14 protein-coding genes, 1 other RNA gene and 1 pseudogene are annotated in these 19,049 nt (G+C 60.0%); 12 read left to right on the forward strand and 4 right to left on the reverse strand.

The features are described from left to right. Positions 1 to 169: 169 nt before the first annotated feature. From PH605_RS14290 to PH605_RS14305, 4 genes are all read left to right on the forward strand, one after another. Positions 170 to 1,321, forward strand: a complete 1,152-nt coding sequence (locus PH605_RS14290; protein ID WP_078051867.1) for an efflux RND transporter periplasmic adaptor subunit — start codon at positions 170 to 172, stop codon at positions 1,319 to 1,321. Beyond that, positions 1,318 to 4,467, forward strand: a complete 3,150-nt coding sequence (locus tag PH605_RS14295; RefSeq protein ID WP_142845292.1) for an efflux RND transporter permease subunit — start codon at positions 1,318 to 1,320, stop codon at positions 4,465 to 4,467. The genes PH605_RS14290 and PH605_RS14295 overlap by 4 nt, the downstream gene beginning before the upstream one ends. A 133-nt stretch (positions 4,468 to 4,600) precedes the next feature. Further along, positions 4,601 to 6,013 (forward strand): FAD-binding oxidoreductase, encoded by a 1,413-nt coding sequence (locus tag PH605_RS14300; protein ID WP_125145609.1) that lies wholly within the window; start codon positions 4,601 to 4,603, stop codon positions 6,011 to 6,013. A 91-nt stretch (positions 6,014 to 6,104) separates the two neighbouring features. Then, complete coding sequence (locus PH605_RS14305) at positions 6,105 to 9,833, forward strand: AsmA family protein (RefSeq protein ID WP_142845293.1); 3,729 nt, start codon at positions 6,105 to 6,107, stop codon at positions 9,831 to 9,833. 358 nt (positions 9,834 to 10,191) lie between these two features. Here PH605_RS14305 and PH605_RS14310 read toward each other — a convergent pair whose 3' ends face one another. From PH605_RS14310 to ssrA, 4 genes are all read right to left on the reverse strand, one after another. Beyond that, positions 10,192 to 10,401, reverse strand: coding sequence for a ribbon-helix-helix domain-containing protein (locus tag PH605_RS14310; RefSeq protein WP_003522362.1), 210 nt, complete (start codon positions 10,399 to 10,401; stop codon positions 10,192 to 10,194). A gap of 112 nt (positions 10,402 to 10,513) precedes the next feature. Then, positions 10,514 to 10,717 carry a DUF4169 family protein gene (locus PH605_RS14315; protein ID WP_065655837.1) on the reverse strand — a complete coding sequence of 68 codons (204 nt, stop codon included), beginning with the start codon at positions 10,715 to 10,717 and terminating at the stop codon, positions 10,514 to 10,516. Positions 10,718 to 10,761: 44 nt separating this feature from the next. Then, positions 10,762 to 11,274: an SspB family protein gene (locus tag PH605_RS14320; protein WP_020812051.1), complete on the reverse strand. Its 513-nt coding sequence runs from the start codon at positions 11,272 to 11,274 to the stop codon at positions 10,762 to 10,764. A 229-nt stretch (positions 11,275 to 11,503) separates the two neighbouring features. Next, positions 11,504 to 11,878: a transfer-messenger RNA gene (ssrA, locus tag PH605_RS14325) on the reverse strand. 142 nt (positions 11,879 to 12,020) lie between these two features. Between ssrA and PH605_RS14330 the strand changes: the two genes are divergently transcribed. From PH605_RS14330 to PH605_RS14365, 8 genes and pseudogenes are all read left to right on the forward strand, one after another. Continuing rightward, positions 12,021 to 12,329: a DUF2853 family protein gene (locus PH605_RS14330; RefSeq protein WP_003522365.1), complete on the forward strand. Its 309-nt coding sequence runs from the start codon at positions 12,021 to 12,023 to the stop codon at positions 12,327 to 12,329. Positions 12,330 to 12,419: 90 nt separating this feature from the next. After that, positions 12,420 to 13,214: a thymidylate synthase gene (locus tag PH605_RS14335; RefSeq protein ID WP_142845294.1), complete on the forward strand. Its 795-nt coding sequence runs from the start codon at positions 12,420 to 12,422 to the stop codon at positions 13,212 to 13,214. Between the two features lie 125 nt (positions 13,215 to 13,339). Beyond that, positions 13,340 to 14,032, forward strand: coding sequence for a dihydrofolate reductase (locus PH605_RS14340; protein WP_142845295.1), 693 nt, complete (start codon positions 13,340 to 13,342; stop codon positions 14,030 to 14,032). Between the two features lie 6 nt (positions 14,033 to 14,038). Next, positions 14,039 to 14,260 (forward strand): annotated as a pseudogene (locus PH605_RS14345) (dihydrofolate reductase); the annotation flags it as partial. 143 nt (positions 14,261 to 14,403) lie between these two features. Next, positions 14,404 to 15,522, forward strand: a complete 1,119-nt coding sequence (gene hflK, locus PH605_RS14350; RefSeq protein ID WP_003522368.1) for an FtsH protease activity modulator HflK — start codon at positions 14,404 to 14,406, stop codon at positions 15,520 to 15,522. A 1-nt stretch (position 15,523) separates the two neighbouring features. Beyond that, a complete protein-coding gene (hflC, locus tag PH605_RS14355) occupies positions 15,524 to 16,447 on the forward strand; it encodes a protease modulator HflC (protein ID WP_020812048.1) in 924 nt (307 codons plus the stop codon). 192 nt (positions 16,448 to 16,639) lie between these two features. Further along, positions 16,640 to 18,184: a Do family serine endopeptidase gene (locus PH605_RS14360; RefSeq protein WP_142845296.1), complete on the forward strand. Its 1,545-nt coding sequence runs from the start codon at positions 16,640 to 16,642 to the stop codon at positions 18,182 to 18,184. A gap of 90 nt (positions 18,185 to 18,274) precedes the next feature. Then, entirely contained in the window at positions 18,275 to 19,024 is a 750-nt protein-coding gene (locus tag PH605_RS14365; RefSeq protein ID WP_142845297.1) for an SDR family oxidoreductase, read from the forward strand. Positions 19,025 to 19,049 lie beyond the last annotated feature (25 nt).

Raw genomic sequence — 19,049 nt, forward strand, 5'->3', positions numbered from 1 at the left:
GGATGGATTGCGGATTGGCTGCTTCTGGCGGCAATTGCGCCCAAATTACAATTACGTAAGGAACGGATTTGTGCGTTGCCTTGCCTCAGCCAAGCAGGAATACTGCATCTGTCCCGGAACGCAGGTTTTCGGGAATGCTTTATGCTGCGCGGATCAACCGGAGAAATATATGCGGGTCTGGAAACAGGTGGGTGTCAGTGTTGCCGTGGTGGGAGCGGGGCTCTGTCTCTGGGGCTTCTATTCGCCCGAAGCCCGCAATGTGCTCGCCAGCATGGGGCTTGGCAAAACGCCTGCCAGCGCCGTCGAGGTTGCCGCCGCTACGCCCGGTTCGGGTCAAAACGCCGGCGGTGCGCGCCGCAACGGCAACGCCACACTGGTGGTGACGGCCCCGGTGAAGAAAGGCACGGTCAATGACCGGCTGAACGCAATCGGTAATGGCGAGGCGATCCAGTCGGTTGTCGTCATGCCGCAGGCTTCCGGCACGCTTTCCGAAATTCGCACGTCGTCCGGTGCACGCGTCGTGAAGGGGCAGGTGCTGGCGCGGCTCGACGATGAAGAGCAGGTGATCGAGCGCGACAAGGCACAGGTGGCGCTGCGCAGCGCCGTTGAAAAATCCAATTCCTACAAGAACCTGAAATCCGTTTCCCGCCTCGATGTGCTGGATGCGCAGATTGCCGAGGAAGCCGCCAAGCTTGCGCTGAGCACGGCCGAACTCAATCTCAAGCGGCGCGACATCGTTGCGCCGATAGAGGGTGTGGCGGGTATCGTCGCCGCCAATATTGGCGATAACGTCACCACGCAGTCAACCATCGTCAGCATCGATGACCGTTCGGAAATTCTCGTCAATTTCTGGGCCCCCGAGCGGTTCGCAACCGCGATCAAGGTCGGCATGCCGGTGGAGGCGACGTCCATTTCCCGGCCGGGTGAGACCTTCAAGGGCGAGATCGAGGCCGTCGACAACCGCGTCGATGAGGCAAGCCGCACGATCCGTATCCGGGCGAAATTCGGCAATGAGAAGGACGAGCTGAGGGCGGGCATGTCCTTCGGCGTGACCATGCGTTTTGCCGGGGAAACCTATGCCTCGGTCGATCCACTGGCCGTGCAGTGGGATGCGGAAGGCTCTTACGTCTGGCGCGTGGCCGACAATAAATCGAACAAAGTGCGGGTGCAGATCGTGCAGCGCAATCCCGATGCCGTTCTCGTCAAGGCGGAGCTGGCGGATGGCGAACCTGTCGTGATCGAGGGCCTTCAGCGTGTGAGGGAAGGCGGCGCGGTCCGCGTTGGCAACCAGCCGAAGCCTGAAGAGGTTGCCAGCCAATGACGACGCAGCCACCCTCCGGGCAGGATTCCAAGCTCGCCTTTACGGCATTGTTCGTGCGCCGGCCGATTCTGGCGGCGGTTCTCAACACGCTGCTGGTCGTTGCCGGCCTTGCAGCGCTGGTGGGCGTTGAAGTGCGTGAACTGCCTGACGTCGACCGGCCGACGATCAGCGTCAGGACCACCTATGAGGGGGCGGCGCCCGAAACCATCGATCAGGAAGTGACGCAGACCATCGAAGGTGCGGTGGCGCGGGTCAGCGGCGTCAAGTCCATCTCGTCCAACTCGCAATTCGGCACCAGCCGCGTGACGCTGGAATTCGGCGACAATGTCGATCTGGCGGTTGCCGCCAACGATGTGCGCGACGCCATCGGCCGCGTCACCAATCAGCTGCCTGACGATGCCGACGAACCGCAGATCATCAAGGCAGATTCCGACAGCCAGCCGATCATGCGCCTTGCCGTCACCTCCTCCACGCTCAGCATGGAAGACCTGACCAAGCTGGTGGATGACGAGATCATCGACCGTCTGGCTGCCGTCGACGGCGTGGCCGATGTGGAGCTTTACGGCGATCAGGAAAAGGTTTTCCGGGTCGATCTCAATCAGGCGGCGCTCGCCAGCCGCGGTTTGACGGTGACCGATGTTTCGAACGCGCTTGCCAGCGCAGCCCTCGACGTGCCGGCGGGGTCGCTGAAAAGCACGACGCAGGACATCGTCGTGCGCGCCACCGCCAGCCTGACGAAGCCCGAGGATTTCTCCAATCTCCTGATCAAGAACAATATCCGCCTCAGGGACGTCGCGACCGTCATGCTGGGCGCGGATGATGAATCCACCTCGCTGCGCTCCAACGGCGTGCAGGGTGTCGGTCTCGGCGTCATCCGTCAGGCGCAGTCGAACACGCTCAGTATCTCGACCGGCGTGAAGGCGGCCGTCGACGCCATGTCGGCCAATCTGCCCGAAGGTACGCGTATCGTCGTGACCAGTGACGATGCCGTCTTCATCGAAGGCGCGCTGCATGAGGTCGAGCTGGCGCTCGGTCTCTCGGCGATCATCGTCGTCGTCGTGCTTTATCTCTTCCTGCGCGACTGGCGTGCGACCCTCATTCCGGCAATCACCATGCCGGTGGCGCTTATCGGCACCATTGTCGCTATCTATATGGTCGGCTTCTCGGTCAATATTCTGACGCTGCTTGCCATCGTTCTGGCGACGGGCCTCGTGGTCGATGACGCCATCGTGGTGCTGGAAAATATCGTGCGCCGCCGGGCGGAAGGCATGGGGCCGCGGGCCGCTGCCGTTCTCGGCACGCAGGAAGTCTTTTTCGCGGTCATCGCGACGACGGCGACGCTTGCCGCCGTGTTCATTCCGCTCTCCTTCCTGCCGGGCCAGCTTGGCGGTCTGTTCCGCGAATTCGGTTTCGTGCTGGCCTTCGCGGTGGGCTTGTCCTCCATCGTGGCGCTGACGCTCTGCCCGATGCTCGCCTCGCGTATGCTGAAGGAGGGGTTGAAGGAGCCGACGGGGCCGCTTGCCTGGTTCGGCAATGTCTTTGCCTCCACCTACAAAACGACACTTTCCGCCTGCCTCAACAATCCGCTGATCGTCATCGTCGTGGCGCTGATCTTTTCCGGCCTGTCGTGGATCGCCTTCGGCATGATCCAGAACGAGTTGACGCCGCGCGAGGACCGCGCCTCGATCATGATGCGGGTCACCGCGCCGCAGGGCGTCAGCCTCGAATATACCCGCGACCAGTTGCAGCGGATCGAAGAAAACCTGCAGCCGCTGCGCGACAGCGGTGAAATCCGCAATATTTACTCCATCACCGGCATGAACGGCTCGTCCAATACCGGTTTCATGGTGCTGACGCTTGCGCCCTGGGCAGATCGTGAGCGCACGCAGAACCAGATTGCCGCCGATGTCACCTCCGCCGCCAACAGGGTGCCGGCGCTGCGCGGCAATGCAATGCAGCCGAACAGCCTCCGAATTCGCGGTGCCGGCAACGGATTGCAGATGGCGATGGTTGGCAGCAACTATGCCGCGCTGACCGAGGCGACGCAGAAATTACTGCTTTCCATGGAGGAAAGCGGCCTGTTCGATACGCCGCGTTTCGACAATGAACCCAATCAGGCGCAAATCTCCGTCTCCATCGACCGCGAGCGTGCGTCGGATCTCGGCATCGATATCACCGGCCTGTCGCGCGCCATGCAGTCGCTGCTGGAAGGGCGCTCGATTGTCGACGTCTTCGTGGATGGCGATGCGATCCCGGTGCGGCTCCTGTCCTCCACCCGGCCGATCAACGATCCGACCGATCTGGAAAACGTCTTCCTGAAGACGGGCGACGGCAAGATCGTGCCGATGTCGGTCATCGCCACCCTGAAGGAAAATGCGGTTGCGCCGCAGCTCAACCGCGAGCAGCAGCTTCCCTCCGTCGGCTTTACCGCCAATCTCAAGGACGGCGTTTCGCTGGGCGAGGCCCTGCAGAAGGTGAATGAGCTCTCGCAATCCGTCATGCCGTCAGGCGCCCGTCTCCTGCCGCTCGGCGAAGCGGCGACGCTGGAGGAAAATTCGAGCGGCATGTTGCTGACCTTCGGTTTTGCCATCGCCATCATCTTCCTCGTGCTGGCTGCGCAGTTCGAAAGCGTCTTGAGTTCGGTCATCATCATGACGACGGTGCCGCTCGGCCTTGCCTGCGCGGTCATCGCGCTGCTCGTTACCGGTTCAAGCCTCAACGTCTATAGCCAGATCGGGCTTGTGTTGCTCGTCGGGGTTATGGCGAAGAACGGTATTCTCATCGTCGAATTCGCCAATCATCTGCGCGATCAGGGCGCAACCGTGCGGGAAGCCATTGAAAAGGCCACCAGCATTCGCCTGCGCCCTGTCATGATGACGATGATTGCGACCATTCTCGGCGGTGTTCCGCTGGTGTTGGCGCAGGGTGCTGGCGCGGAAGCGCGCATCGCGCTCGGCTGGGTCATCGTCGGCGGCCTCGGTTTTGCGACGCTGGTGACGCTTTACATCACGCCGGTCTCCTACCTGCTGATCGCCCGCTTCGCCAAACCGCAGGCGGATGAGGAAATCCGTCTTCACCGCGAGCTTGAACTTGCCGCCCGCCGCAAGGCGCTGGAAGAGGACAAGCCGCTGCTTGCGGCGGAATAAAAACGGTTGCCGCCAAACAGTGTTTGGCGCAATCGCGATGCTGGACAAAGCGTTAACCTTATCCCATACCACCTGACGGAATTTCGTAACGGATCGAATCCTTTACGGGCAGATGTTGCGGTGGAGACGGACGATGGCGCTGAAAGATGTGGTGGCGGGAAAGCGGAACGAAGAGGGCATCGCGTCGGCACTCGCGGTGCTGAAGCAGCAGCTCGGCGACAGGCTCCAGACCGGACAGGCGTTCCGCGAACAGCATGGCCACACCACCACTTATCTGACGCTGCAGGCGCCTGACGGCGTCGTTTTTGCCGAGAGCGCCGATGATGTGAAGGCGGTGGTAAAGGTCTGCGCGCAATATAAGGTGCCGGTCATTCCTTTCGGAACTGGCTCTTCGCTGGAAGGGCAGGTGAATGCGCCGAACGGCGGAATCTGCATCGATTTCAGCCGGATGAATCGCATCATTGAGGTGAATGCCGAAGATCTTGACGTGACGGTGGAGCCGGGCGTGACGCGCGAGGACCTGAATGTCTATCTGCGCGATACCGGCCTGTTCTTCCCCATCGATCCCGGCGCCAATGCCTCCATCGGCGGCATGGCCTCGACGCGGGCCTCCGGCACCAATGCCGTGCGTTACGGCACCATGAAGGACAATGTGCTGGCCGTCACCGCCGTCGTTGCCAATGGCGAGGAAATCCGCACCGCCCGCCGCGCCCGCAAGTCGTCTGCGGGTTACGATCTGACGCGGCTTTTCGTCGGTGCAGAGGGAACGCTGGGTGTCATTACCTCCGTTACGCTGCGCTTGCAGGGTATTCCTGAAAAAATCGCCGGCGGGGTCTGCACCTTCGACAGCATCAAGGCGGCCTGCGATGCCGTCATCATGACGATCCAGATGGGGGTTCCGGTCGCCCGCATCGAATTGCTGGACGAAGTGCAGGTGCGGGCCTGCAATGCCTATTCCGGCCTGAACTACGCCGAGAAGCCGACACTCTTCGTGGAATTCCACGGCACCGAGGAAACGGCGGCGCTGCAATCGCAGCAGTTCGCCGAAATCGCCGCCGAATGCGGCGGCGTCGATTTCCGCTGGACGAGCGACGCTGCCGAGCGCAACAAGCTCTGGAAAGCGCGGCACGATGCCTATTGGGCTTCTCGCGCGCTCGCGCCGCATCTCGACGGGCTTTCCACCGATGTCTGCGTGCCGATTTCGCGGCTCGCGGATTGCGTGGTGGAAACGCAGCGGGATATTCAGGAAAACGGATTTCTGGCACCCATCGTCGGCCATGCGGGCGACGGGAACTTCCACGTCCTTATTCTGTTCGATGGCAAGGACGCGGAAAGTGTGGCGAAAACCGAAGCCTTCGTCGCCCGTCTCAACCGCCGCGCCATCGCCATGGACGGCACCTGCACCGGTGAACACGGCATCGGCCAGGGCAAGATGAGTTTCCTCGCCGAAGAGGCCGGCAATGCACTGGATCTCATGCGCGCCATCAAAACGTCGCTCGATCCCGATAACATCTTCAATCCGGGCAAGTTGTTCCGGCTTGTCTGATCATTCTCATATTTGATTGGTACAAAAGGCTGCTTGCCGTTAAGGCAGAAAAGAATAGGTTTGCAGCGTTCGCGAAGGGAGATGCAGGTCAGTGCTCGGACGTATTCTGGTTTTTCTGGGCGGACTGCTGGCCGTGGTGCTGTTTTCGGCGCTGCTTATTCCCTATTTCGTCGACTGGACGGATTTCCGCCGCGATTTCGAGGATCAGGCAAGCCGTATTCTCGGCAAAAAGGTGGTGGTGCATGGCCGCGTCGAAGCCCGTATCCTGCCTTTTCCTTCGGTAACATTGCATGATGTGCGCGCCGGAACGGATGCGGATGGATCGCCGCTCATTCAGGTCGCGCGTTTTTCCATGGATGCCGAGCTTGCGCCTTTCCTCTCGGGCGAGGCGCGTATCTTTGACATGCGCATCGAGGAACCCAAGGCCAAGATAAGGCTGCTGAAGGACGGCACGCTGGACTGGATGCGTGGCAGCCGGGCGGAAATTCCCGCCCGCACCGTGGTTCTGGAAAGCGTACAGATCGAAGGCGGGCAGATCGAATTCATCGATGAGCAATCCGGCCGCAACCGTGTCGTGACCGGTCTCAATGCCGACATGTCTGCCAATTCGCTGGCCGGGCCATGGAAGGCGGAGGGACGCGCCGCCGTCGACGGACATCCGGGCTCCTTCTCGCTCTCCAGCAGCGAGCCGGATTATGCCGCCGGCCGCATGGGGCTGAGGATGCGGCTGGTGCCGGACGAACACCCGGTCGAGGTCGATCTCGATGGCGCAATTGCCGCAACGGCGGGAAAGCCGGCCTATAGCGGTTCTTTCTCCTTCAGTTTCCGTGAGGACGAAAAGCAGAAGCAGCAGGCCGGACAATCGCTGTTTTCCTCGCCCCGCACCCGCGGCAGCTTTGAACTCACCAATGAAAGCGTGCGTATCCCGAGCTACCGCATGGAACTCGGCGGCAGCGAAAATCCCTATGTCGTGACAGGGGAAGCAACGCTCGATACCGGCGCCAAGCCGGAATTCCTGCTGACGGCCGATGGCCAGCAGATCGATGTCGCTCGCTTTGCGCCGCCCGTCGTGCAGTCTGGCAAGACCTCGCGCCAGCCCACCGCCTCGGTGCGTCAGCGTATCGAGGCCTTTGCGGCCATGGTGGCCCGCATTCCGGTGCCGCCAGTGCCGGGCAAAGCCAGCATCAGCCTTCCGGCGCTCGTTTCCGATGACACGACCATTCGCGACATCAGGCTGGACGTGCGCCCTGAGGGCAGCGGCTGGCAGGTGGTGAATGCGGTTGCGACCCTGCCGGGCCGGACGCAGCTCGAAGCCAAGGGGTCGCTGACGCTTCTCGGCGGCCCTGCCTTCAACGGCAATCTGCTTCTCGCTTCCAATCAGCCCTCGGGTCTGGCGAACTGGCTTTCCGGTTCCGTCGATCCGGCGATCCGCCAGCTCAATGCCGCCGGTTTTTCCGCCGATGTCTCGCTGACGACGCTCAACCAGCGCTTCGACAATCTGGAGCTTGCAGTCGGCGATGCGTCTCTGAAGGGTGAGCTGGAGCGGCGCTCCGACGGCAAGACTTCCAATCTTTCCATCGATCTTGCCGGCAATGAAATTGATCTCGATGCGCTGAAGGCGCTCGGCAGTCTGGCGCTTGGCGATCAGGTCGGCAGTTCCGTGCTCGACCACCGCATTACCGCGAAATTCAAGGCCGACCGGTTCAACATGGCCGGTGTGACCGCCAATCATGTCGAGACCGCCTTCACCATGGCAGGCGGCGTTCTCTCGCTGGAGAACATGACGGCCGGAGACATCGCCGGTGCGGAAGTCAGGGCAAGGGGTGAGCTGCAGGGTTCGCTGCTGAAATATGCGGGCAAGGGCACGGTGAACCTGCATGCGGCGGATATGCAGCCGTTCTTCACCATGCTGCAGCAGAAGTTGCCGAACCATCCATTCCTCAGCCGTCTGGCGGCGAGTGCGCCGTGGTACGCCAATTCCGACCTGGCAATGGACGTTTCCGTCAATAGCGAAAATGGCGGCGCCAATGTCGCCGTTTCCGGTACCGTCAATGGCAGCCGGCTGTCGGCTGTGGCCAAAATGCCGGATTTCCTGTCGATCACCGATGATACCGCCATGTCGCTGGAAGCGGTTCTGAAAAACCAGTCGACGGCCATCCTGTTCGGGCAGGCGGGGCTCGATCCGCTGCCCTTCGATGCGGATGGCGAGGGGCTTTTGTCCATCAAGCTCAACGGCACGCTCGGCTCGCCCGCCCAGACGGAACTGCGCTTCTCGACGGAGCGCACGCATTTTTCGATGAACGGTTCCTTTGCCGTTTCGTCCGCCAATTTCGGTGAGGGCAGCGCCGACGTGGCGCTCGAAAGCGCCGACATCGAGCCCTATCTCATCATGAACGCCGTTGGCCTGCCGCAGCTTGGCGGGGGCATGGCGTTGAAGGCCAACGCGAAAGTGGCGGTGGATGGGCAAAAGATCGCGCTTTCCTCGATAGGCGGGCAGGCGGGCGGAAATCCGTTCTCGGGCAATCTGACCTTCCAGCGCGCCGCGCCCTATCCCGTCACCGGCGATCTTGCGGTCAGAACCGCCGATCTCGCCTGGCTGGGTGATGCGATCTATGGGCCGGTAATCGATCCGGAAGCCGGGGCGCTCAACGCCAAGCCTCTGGCCATGGCCGCCTTCCCGCAGCTCAAGGCTTCGCTTGCCTTGAAAGCGGAAAGCTTCGAGGCCGGCCCTTTCGGCACGGTCACGGGTGTTTCGGCCAAGGTCACGCATGATGCGGGCAGCCTGTCGCTCGACGATGTTGCCGGCACCTTCATGGGCGGCAAGCTGACGGGACGGCTCGCCATGTCGACGGGCGAGGGGGCGGGCATTTTCCGCACCAAGATCGCGGTCGCCGACGCCAATCCGGAGCCGATCCTGTGGGCGAATGCCAACGGGCCGGTCGCGGCGGGCCGGGTCGCCATCGACCTGACGGCCGAATCGACCGGCAAGAGCGTCGGTCAAATGCTGAAATCGGCAGGCGGTTCGGGTGAAATCCGGGTCGGTGGGCTGGTGCTGAAGGGGCTCAATCCCGGCACTCTGCCGCCGATCCTGCAGGCGGCGGACGGCTTGCAGCAGCCGATCGACGCGCCCAAGGTGCGGCCGCTGGTGGACCAGAGCCTGTGGCAGGGTGAAATTGGCCTCGGCGATGTGACCTTGCCGTTCTCGCTGAATGGCGGCGCGCTTCATTTCAAGAATTTGCGTGCGGGGATCGATCCGGTAACGCTGACGGCCGATGCAACGGTCGATCTTGCGGCTTCGACGGTGAATGGCGACCTCGATCTCCTGTTCAATCCCGGCACCGAAACGGTTGCGGGGGCCGAGCCTTCGGTGCGCCTGAATTATAACGGCCCGCTTGCGGCGCCGGCTTTGACGACCGACGTTTCGGCGCTCAGCAACTACCTGTCGCTCCGGGCTTTCGAAAAGGAGCGTCGCCGGGTGGAGGCTATGCAGGCCAGCGTTCTCGAAAAGCAGCGTCTGCGCCGCGAAGTGGCCCTTTATCGCTCGCAGGCGGCCGAGCGGCAGGCCGAGAAGGAACGGGCGGAGGCGGAAGCCAAGGCCAAGGCCGAAGAAGAGGCGCGTTTGAAGGCTGCGGCCGAAGAACGTCTGCGTCAGGAAAAGGAACAGCAGGAGCGGTTGCAGCAGCAACAGCAGCAACAGCAACAGCAGGAACAGGGGCAACAGCCGACGCCCGAGCGGCAGTCCGCGCCGGTTCTGGTGGTGCCTCCGACGGAAAATGCCATCCGGCAACTGGCGCCGGAAAATGCTCCCGCGACGCCGTGAGCTTGCGGGTAGGGGAGGGCTGATCGGTCTTCATATTGCGAAAGTGGGGAAACCTGTCCCGGAACGTTGCATCATCCTCGAGCATGAGTCGAGAATCTCATGATAAACTCGTTCCCTAACGGCGGAAACCCGGGAACGCTTCGCGGTGGATGTGATAGGTCGGGGAACAGTATTTGAAAGCAAGGCTACGCAATACGGGAAATGCCTTGCAGCGCAGACTAGGCCGCCAATGTTTAATGAATGCTTTCACGGCGTTACGAGTTTTTGGCAGTAATTTTTGTAGTCCGGAGGGACAAATGCGGACAGAGGCATCCACAGGCCGTGACCGATTGCGTATCTTTACTCACGCCGGAAAACCTCAGCGGGTTTTCAGCCAGTTCAGCACATAAACCCGCAGTGACGAGGACAGATTGCTGTCGGCGGAGCGGTTGTCGTCTATTTCGGCAAGCAGGGCCGCGAAACTGATCTTGCGTCTTTCCGCAATGGTTTTCAGCTCGTCCCAGAATGCGTCCTCGAGTGAAATGCTAGTGCGGTGGCCGTGCAACGTCGCGGAGTGCTTGCGGATCATCAGATCGGTCTCCGGTGAAACCGGTTGGAGGTCTGAATCATGTCTCCCCGGCAAGTCCCTGTTTGCGATTCTTTTCCGATAGTCCCGAAATCAGCGGCGTCCGGCCGGCCTGTCAGTCTTTGCCGGCCCCGTCATCGTTTTTTTCGAGCCGCCCTTGATCGAGCGCCTTTTCGGCCTTTTCGTTCAGGGCCGAGGTGAGATTTTTTTCGGTCTTGGTGCGGCCAAAGGACAGGCGGTTCTGCTCCGCCTGCTTTTCTTTTTCGCTACGGGCTTTCTGTTTGCGAAACTGACGCAGATTGACGATATCGGCCGCCATGGGGATATGTCTCCTCGGGTTTCGTAAGCGCTGCGTAAAAGCCGTTATTGCTTCTTGCGGAAGGCATCCAGCGAAACGACCGAGCCTTCCTTCTTTTCCTCTCCGGATTTGGGCGTCTCGGAAGCGGCAGCGGGCTTGGCCTCATGGGAAACGGGATAAGCGGTGATCTCTGCGTCTTCGATTTCTTCCTCTTCGGCCAGAGGCACGTCGAATTCGAGCTCGAAATTGACGGAAGGATCGTAGAAACCGCGAATGGCGTTATAAGGGATCACCAGCTTTTCCGGGGTATCCGAGAAGGACAGGCCGATTTCGAAGCCGGTTTCGGTTACTTTCAGGTCCCAGAACTGATGCTGGATAACGATGGTCATCTGCTCGGCATATTTCGCCTTGAGGTGCTGGGAAATCCGCACACCCGGCGCGCCGGTCAGAAAGGTGATGAAAAAGTGGTGGTCGCCGGGCAGACGGCCGGTTGCGGCCACTTCACCTAAAACCTTACGAATAACGCCGCGAAGGGCATCCTGTGCGAGAATGTCGTAACGGATATGATCCTGCCCCATGCGGTCCTGTCTTTCCCTTATTCGAACGTCTTTTAATGCACGGCGCGGCTTGCGCGCCAAGGACGCTGTAACACTTTGAATCTTCGCGTAATCCTTGAGCCGGGATCATTTCCGATCCTGACGCTCACGCGTTGACTAAGTATACGCAATGTCCTGAACGGCAGCAACGGAAAAGCCGATGCCTATTGCGAGTCAGCTATCATATAACCAATTCAGGCAAAATGGAGAAGGTGGAGGTTTCTGTTGCCAGGTACCTCCGAACCCCGCCTCACGGGGCTAACCGTGAGGACTTTAGAGCGGAATTCCCGCACCGCCATTAGGCAGCGAGAGCATATTCCTTAGCGTTGTTGTCGTTTGCAACTACACTTGTGACCCGATAACGGCGGTATCATGCCGAGCAAAAGTTCGATCTTTACGCCCTTGTCGATCCTATTTCGCCCCCATCAAAAGCCGGCCTTCGTTTCATGAAAGTCCGCCGGTTTTTGGTGGAGGCGCCGGGTACCGCCCCCGGGTCCAATAGGTTTATTACACCGACCGTTTATCGCCATAGCCGGGTTGCCCCGGCAAGGCTCATATAGGCGTTTCGACCGCCTGAGAAAAGGGGGGTGATGACAATTCCATGAAAAGGTTTCGTGATTGCGGCCCGCACTTTAGACAATTCTTGACGACGAGGGATTGCTGTCCCATTGTCCATGCAACCGGTCACCAGAAGCAACACCGGGCCGGGGACACACGAAGGAGTGGACATGACTGACTATCTCGCAGATGTGAAGAAATACGACGCAGCAGCCGACGAAGCGGTGGTCGGCAAGATCGTCAAGCATCTCGGCATCGCCCTGCGCAACCGGGATTCCTCGCTGGTGTCCGCTTCCGATCCGGAAGAGCTTGCGCGTGTGAAGGCGAGCTGGTGCGGCAAGAAGCTCGGCGTGACCGACGGCACGGCCGATCAGGCAATCGATGCCGTTGCCAAGGCCATGGCTGCGGACCGCTCCAAATCGCGCGTGACCTTTTATTATCTGGTCGCCAAGGAACTGGGCAAACTCCAGTCGCTTTGATTTAACGGGGATAAGCCCGCATTAGATGATTGGTTCTGCCGCCCTGTGCTATTATATTGCCCTGATATCAGGGAATCGGCGGCAGAACGCATGAAACAATATCTCGATCTTCTCCGGCATGTGATGGAAACCGGCTCCGACCGCGGAGACCGCACCGGTACGGGCACGCGCTCGGTGTTCGGTTACCAGATGCGTTTCGACCTTTCCGAAGGTTTTCCGGTTCTCACCACCAAGAAGCTGCATCTGCGCTCCATCATTCATGAACTGCTGTGGTTCCTTAAGGGCGATACCAATATCGCCTATCTCAAGGAAAACGGCGTTTCCATCTGGGATGAGTGGGCCGACGAGAACGGCGATCTCGGCCCGGTCTATGGTGCGCAGTGGCGGTCCTGGCCCGCGCCGGACGGTCGCCATGTCGATCAGATCGCGCTTTTGATCGAGAGCCTGAAAACCAATCCGAATTCCCGCCGTCACATCGTTTCGGCCTGGAACCCGGCGCTGGTGGACGAGATGGCGCTGCCGCCATGCCATTGCCTGTTCCAGTTCTATGTTTCCGATGGAAAGCTGTCCTGCCAGCTCTATCAGCGCTCGGCCGACATTTTCCTCGGCGTGCCGTTCAACATCGCCTCCTATGCGCTTCTGACGCTGATGGTGGCGCAGGTCACCGGCCTGAAGCCGGGCGATTTCGTCCATACGCTCGGCGATGCGCATATCTATGCCAATCATTTCGAGCAGGCGAAGCTGCAGATGACCCGCTCGCCCAAGGCCCTGCCGACGATGCGCCTCAACCCGGATGTGAAGGACCTTTTCGCCTTTAAGTTCGAAGACTTTACGCTGGAAAACTACGAGGCCGATTCAAGCATCAAGGCGCCGATCGCGGTATGAAGATGCGACTCGCAGTCGTTTTGTTTATCACTGTAAGTGAGTGTTGTCATAAGATGACAATTCTGACACACAGGCGCCGGTGGTCTGATAAAAATATCGGACATTGAAAGTCAGAAAGTAAATTCGTGTCGAATAAAAAAAGAGCGAAGATGCCCTCCGCGGTTTCCGTGGTGGCCAGAAGCTATCCAGACCGGATTATCGGCATAGAAAACAGATTGCCGTGGCGGCTCGGCACTGACTTGAAAAACTTCAAGGCCTTGACCTTGGATCATGCCATAATAATGGGAAGAAAAACTTTCGAGTCTCTCGGTCGACCACTGCCCCGTCGGGTGAATATCGTTCTATCTCGTGAGCAGCTTCCTGACACTGAGAATGTGAAGTGGGCTCAAAACCCTGAAACCGCACTTTTGCTTGCAGATTTTTACTCGATTTGCATGGGAAAGAAGCAATTCTTTGTTATTGGCGGCGAGAATATATATGGTATTTTTGATAAGTATATTAACAAGATCTTTTTAACAGATGTAAACACGGGCCCAATAAACGGCGACGCGAAGTTTGACTATGATTTCGATACCACCGAGTGGATGTTCAAATACGAGAAGGAGTTTCCTAAGTCGGAGGTGGATGATCATTCTTTTCGCATATCATATTTGGTGCGCCGTAAACCTGAGCATCGTATGCGCTTCATTGAGGAATTTAAGAAAAGCAACTCGATGTTTGATCGTCGATGGGACGACTATGCGTCAGACGATTTCATAAAAGAGGAGCGCTCTATTGAACAAGCGCAGCTCGATCTTATTGACCAATTGAAGGCGTAGGGACCACTTTTTGCGGCCGGTGGCGGCGAGATTTACTGTCAGGCCATGCCCTTCGCCGATCAACTTTCCGTCACCCATGTCGCGGTAAAGCTCGATGGCGACACTTTTTTTCCGGAAATCGATCCTGCCGTTTTTGAGAAAACCGAGGAAATCCCTGCTCCCGCAGGGGAAAAGGACAATTATCCGGTTCTGTTTACCACTTATGTGCGAAGAGCCGCGTCAAAGTGAACTATTTACCCTGATTGGGTATTTAGTTACCACCTCTGCGTTGAAACGAACGCTTCTCCTTCCTATAACGGGTCGATATTCCCGCCGCACGCGAGCAATCGCTTTCGAACGGAACCGGGAGAGGCTTTTATAAAGAGGTATTGATGCCCTGGAGCAATCAGAATGGCGGCGGCGGCCCTTGGGGCGGCGGCGGTGGAGGAAACAACCAGGGCGGCGGTGGCGGCCCATGGGGGCAGGGGCCTAACCGGCCTCGCGGCGGTGGCGGCGGCAATGGCGGCCCGCCCGATCTGGAAGAGATCATCCGGCGCAGCCAGGACCGTTTCAAGAATGTGCTGCCCGGCGGCTTCAACGGCGGCGCAGTTGCCATCGTGGTTCTCGTCGTGCTGGTTTTCCTCGGCATCCAGTCCATCTATACCGTCCAGCCGGACGAGCGCGGCGTGGAACTGCGTTTCGGCCGCCCGAAGGACGAAATCTCGATGCCCGGTCTGCATTTCCATCTGTGGCCGATCGAGACGGTTGAAATCGTCAAGGTCACCGAGCAGCAGCAGAATATCGGCTCGCGCGCCTCATCGTCTTCGTCTAGCGGCGTGATGCTGACCGGCGACCAGAACATCGTCAACGTGCAGTTCTCGGTGCTCTATACGGTTTCCGATCCGAAATCCTATCTCTTCAACGTCGACAGCCCGGCCGAAACCCTGCAGCAGGTTTCCGAAAGCGCCATGCGCGAAGTCGTCGGCCGTCGTCCGGCACAGGACATTTTCCGCGATAACCGTCAGGCGATTGCGGCGGATGTGCGCACCATCATCCAGTCCACCATGGATGGTTATGGCGCCGGCATTTCCATCAATGCCGTGGCCATCGAAGATGCGGCGCCGCCGCGCGAAGTGGCCGATGCCTTCGACGAAGTGCAGCGTGCAGAACAGGACGAAGACCGCTTCGTTCAGGAAGCCAACCAGTACGCCAACCAGAAGCTCGGCGCCGCTCGCGGTCAGGCCGCGCAGATCCTCGAAGAAGCGAATGCGTACAAGTCGCGCGTCGTTAACGAGGCGCAGGGTGAGGCGCAGCGCTTCGTCTCCATCTATGACCAGTATCGCACCGCGCCGGACGTGACCCGCCAGCGCATGTTCCTGGAAACGATGGAGCAGGTCCTGAAGGGTTCCAACAAGATCATCATCGACGAAAAACAGGGCGTGGTGCCTTATCTGCCTCTGAACGAGATCATGCGCAACAATCCGGGCGCAGCACAGCAGGGAGGCAACTGATATGGGTAACCGTCTTTCTGCCATTCTCGTCGGCCTCGCCGTCGTGCTTTTCCTCGGTTACTCGTCGATCTTCGTCGTCAACGAGCGCCAGCAGGCCATCGTTGTCCGCTTCGGTGAAATCCAGGATGTGAAAACCGCGCCGGGCCTCTATTTCAAGCTGCCCTTCGCCTTCATGGATGCCGACCGGGTGCAATATATCGAGAACCGGGCGCTGCGCTTCGATCACGACAATATTCGCGTTCAGGTTTCCGGCGGCAAGTTCTACGAGGTCGATGCCTTCGTGGTCTATCGCATCACGGATGCGCGCCGCTTCCGGCAGACGGTCTCAGGTGACCAGATGTCGGCGGAATCGCGTCTGCGTACCCGTCTCGACGCCTCGCTGCGCCGGGTCTACGGTCTGCGCGGCTTCGAATCGGCGCTTTCGGACGCACGTGCATCGATGATGCAGGAAGTGCGTGACGATCTGCGTCCCGATGCGGAGTCGCTCGGCATCAGCATCGTCGACGTCCGCATCCGCCGTACCGACCTGACGCAGGAAGTCTCGCAGCAGACCTTCGAGCGCATGAAGTCGGAACGTCTGGCCGAGGCCGAACTGATCCGCGCCCGCGGTAACGAAGAGGCGCAGCGCCGCCGCGCCATCGCCGACCGTCAGGTCGTCGAGCTGGAATCCGACGCCCGCCGTCAGTCCGAAGTTCTGCGCGGTGAAGGCGATGCGGAGCGCAACAAGGTGTTCGGTGAGGCTTTCCAGCGCGATCCGAACTTCTTTGAGTTCTATCGCTCCATGTCGGCCTATGCCAATGCGCTGAACGGCAACGGCACGACGCTGGTTCTGTCCCCGGACTCGACCTTCTTTCGTTATTTCAACAATATCGACGGTGCGGCCCCTGCCGCTCCGGCTGCCCCTGCGCCAGCGCCGGCGAACTGATAGCGGAAGAAATGATTTTGGAGGGGCCGGTTTTACCGGCCCTTTCTTTTTGGTCCGTTTTCGTGCCAATGCTGTGGCTAAGGGCAAGGCGTCCCCCGCCTGTTCACGAAAAGGTATTTTTACACTTCATCATTCCGCCTTATGCTTTGCCGATATATGCAGGGCAAGACTATTTGAAACGCGAGGACGCTTATGGCCGTGACCCTTCTTTCGCCTTTTCGCAGCAGCATCGCCGCAGTCGCGGGCATCGCGCTTGTGGCAGGTAGCCTGACGGCACCGGTTGCTGCGAGAGCGCAGAGCCATGGGCCGGAATCGGTGGCCGATCTCGCCGAGCCGCTTCTCGATGCGGTGGTGAATATTTCCACGTCGCAGAACGTCAAGACCGACGGCAAGGGCCCGGTTCCGCCGCGTTTGCCGGAGGGCTCGCCCTTTCAGGAATTCTTCAAGGATTATTTCGACAGCCAGAAGCCCGAGGGTGGCGAAAAGGTGAGTTCGCTGGGTTCGGGTTTCGTCATCGATCCGGCCGGCTACGTTGTCACCAACAACCACGTCATCGAGGGTGCCGACGCTATCGAGGTGATTTTCCCGAACGGCTCGAAGCTCAAGGCGACGCTGGTCGGCACGGATACCAAGACCGACCTTTCGGTGCTGAAGGTGGAACCGAAAACGCCGCTGAAGGCCGTCAAGTTCGGCGATTCGCGCAGCATGCGCATCGGCGACTGGGTGATGGCCATCGGCAACCCCTTCGGGCTTGGCGGCTCGCTGACGGTGGGTGTCATTTCCGCGCGCGGGCGTAACATCAATGCCGGTCCCTATGATAATTTCATCCAGACGGATGCGGCCATCAACAAGGGCAATTCCGGCGGTCCGCTCTTCAACATGAAGGGTGAGGTTATCGGCATCAATACGGCGATCATTTCCCCGAGCGGCGGTTCGATCGGCATCGGTTTCGCCGTGCCGACGGAGCTTGCCCAGAATATCGTCCAGCAGCTCATCGAGTTCGGCGAGACGCGCCGGGGCTGGCTCGGCGTTCGTGTTCAGCCCGTCACCGACGATGTGGCGGCAAGCCTCGGCATGGACAGCGCCAAAGGTGCGCTGATCTCCGGCGTCGCCAAGGGCGGACCGGTGGAGAACGGCCCGATTCAAGCCGGCGATGTCGTGCTGAAATTCGACGGCAAGGATATTCATGAAATGCGCGACCTCTTGCGGATCGTGGCGGAAAGCCCGGTCGGCAAGGAGGTCGATGTGGTGATCCTGCGTGACGGCAAGGAGGAAACCGTCAAGGTCAAGCTCGGGCAATTGCAGGATACGACCGACGAAAAGGCCTCGGCCGAAGATCAGCAGAGTGAAGACGGCGATGGCGGTGTGGTTGCCCCGGAAGATGATGGCGGCGCCGACGATCAGGCGCAGGACCAGACGCCGGAAGTGCGCGAGGCGCCGCAAAGCGTGCTCGGCATGAACCTCGTGGTGCTGAGCAACGAGTTGCGCACCGAAAAGGGCATTGCCGAAAGCGTCGAAGGCGTGCTGGTGGCGAGCGTCGATCCGGGCTCGCCCGCCGAGCAGAAGGGCATGAAGGCCGGCGATATCATCGTCGAGGTCGGGCAGGATTTCATGGAGGTTCCGGGTGACGTGCTGGTGCGCGTCAACGGCCTGAAGTCCGAGGGCCGCAAGAATGCGCATATGATGGTGGCCGATGCGCAGGGTAATCTGCGCGTCGTGGCGCTGCCGCTGGAATAAGGCGTTTTCCGCCCGGTCAGGCAGGAATCGGGTGGTTGTGATCCCGGCTGCTCTCTAATTCTTGGTCTCCATCGAACGGAGGCCAAGAATATGAAATTACTCGAAAACAAGGTTGCCATCATCACCGGCGCGTCATCCGGCATCGGCCGGGCGACGGCGATGCTGTTTGCCGCCGAAGGTGCGGCCGTTGTCATCAATGCGCGCGGCGAAAAGGCCCTGCATGAGGTTGCCGCAGACATTCGTGAGGCCGGCGGTTGCGTCCACACGGTTGCCGGCGATGCCGGTATTGCCGAAACCCATGCCCGGTTGGCGGATGCGGCCATAAGCGTCTTCGGTGGCCTCGATATTGCCGTCAACAATGCCGGAGCGGTGGGAGCCATGAAACCGCTGGCGGAGATTTCGACTGCGGAATGGGATCATGCGCTCAATGTCAATCTCACCTCCGCCTTTCTGGGCGCGCGTTACCAGATTCCGCCGATGTTGATGCGGGGTGGCGGTTCCATCGTCTTCACCTCGAGCTTTGTCGGCACCAGCGCCGGCATACCGGGCATGGCGGCTTATGGCGCGGCCAAGGCGGGGTTGATGGGGCTGGTGAAAGGCATTACCGCCGATTATGCGGTCAAAGGCATTCGCGCCAATGCGCTACTGCCCGGCGGGGTCGATACAGCTGCTGCGGGAGACGACGCCCAGAAGGAATGGGCCGCCGGCCTGCACGCGATGAAACGTATCGCTGAGCCGCCGGAAATTGCGCGGGCAGCGCTTTTCCTCGCGAGCCCCATGGCGAGCTTCGTTGCCGGTGCCGCTCTGTTCGCCGATGGCGGCAATGCCGCGGTGAAATGACCTTGGGAACTGGCGGGCAGGTCTC

Origin of the sequence: Agrobacterium sp. CFBP 3001, from assembly GCF_027871605.1 — a bacterium.
GTDB classification, from domain to species: Bacteria; Pseudomonadota; Alphaproteobacteria; order Rhizobiales; family Rhizobiaceae; genus Agrobacterium; species Agrobacterium leguminum.

Bases quoted from the DNA above. Each gene is read 5' to 3' on its own strand.
- PH605_RS14290 (WP_078051867.1), top strand. From the start codon at position 170: ATGCGGGTCTGGAAACAGGTGGGTGTCAGTGTTGCCGTGGTGGGAGCG.
- PH605_RS14295 (WP_142845292.1), top strand. From the start codon at position 1,318: ATGACGACGCAGCCACCCTCCGGGCAGGATTCCAAGCTCGCCTTTACG.
- PH605_RS14300 (WP_125145609.1), top strand. From the start codon at position 4,601: ATGGCGCTGAAAGATGTGGTGGCGGGAAAGCGGAACGAAGAGGGCATC.
- PH605_RS14310 (WP_003522362.1), bottom strand. From the start codon at position 10,401: ATGATCCGCAAGCACTCCGCGACGTTGCACGGCCACCGCACTAGCATT.
- PH605_RS14315 (WP_065655837.1), bottom strand. From the start codon at position 10,717: ATGGCGGCCGATATCGTCAATCTGCGTCAGTTTCGCAAACAGAAAGCC.
- PH605_RS14320 (WP_020812051.1), bottom strand. From the start codon at position 11,274: ATGGGGCAGGATCATATCCGTTACGACATTCTCGCACAGGATGCCCTT.
- PH605_RS14330 (WP_003522365.1), top strand. From the start codon at position 12,021: ATGACTGACTATCTCGCAGATGTGAAGAAATACGACGCAGCAGCCGAC.
- PH605_RS14335 (WP_142845294.1), top strand. From the start codon at position 12,420: ATGAAACAATATCTCGATCTTCTCCGGCATGTGATGGAAACCGGCTCC.
- hflK (WP_003522368.1), top strand. From the start codon at position 14,404: ATGCCCTGGAGCAATCAGAATGGCGGCGGCGGCCCTTGGGGCGGCGGC.
- hflC (WP_020812048.1), top strand. From the start codon at position 15,524: ATGGGTAACCGTCTTTCTGCCATTCTCGTCGGCCTCGCCGTCGTGCTT.
- PH605_RS14360 (WP_142845296.1), top strand. From the start codon at position 16,640: ATGGCCGTGACCCTTCTTTCGCCTTTTCGCAGCAGCATCGCCGCAGTC.
- PH605_RS14365 (WP_142845297.1), top strand. From the start codon at position 18,275: ATGAAATTACTCGAAAACAAGGTTGCCATCATCACCGGCGCGTCATCC.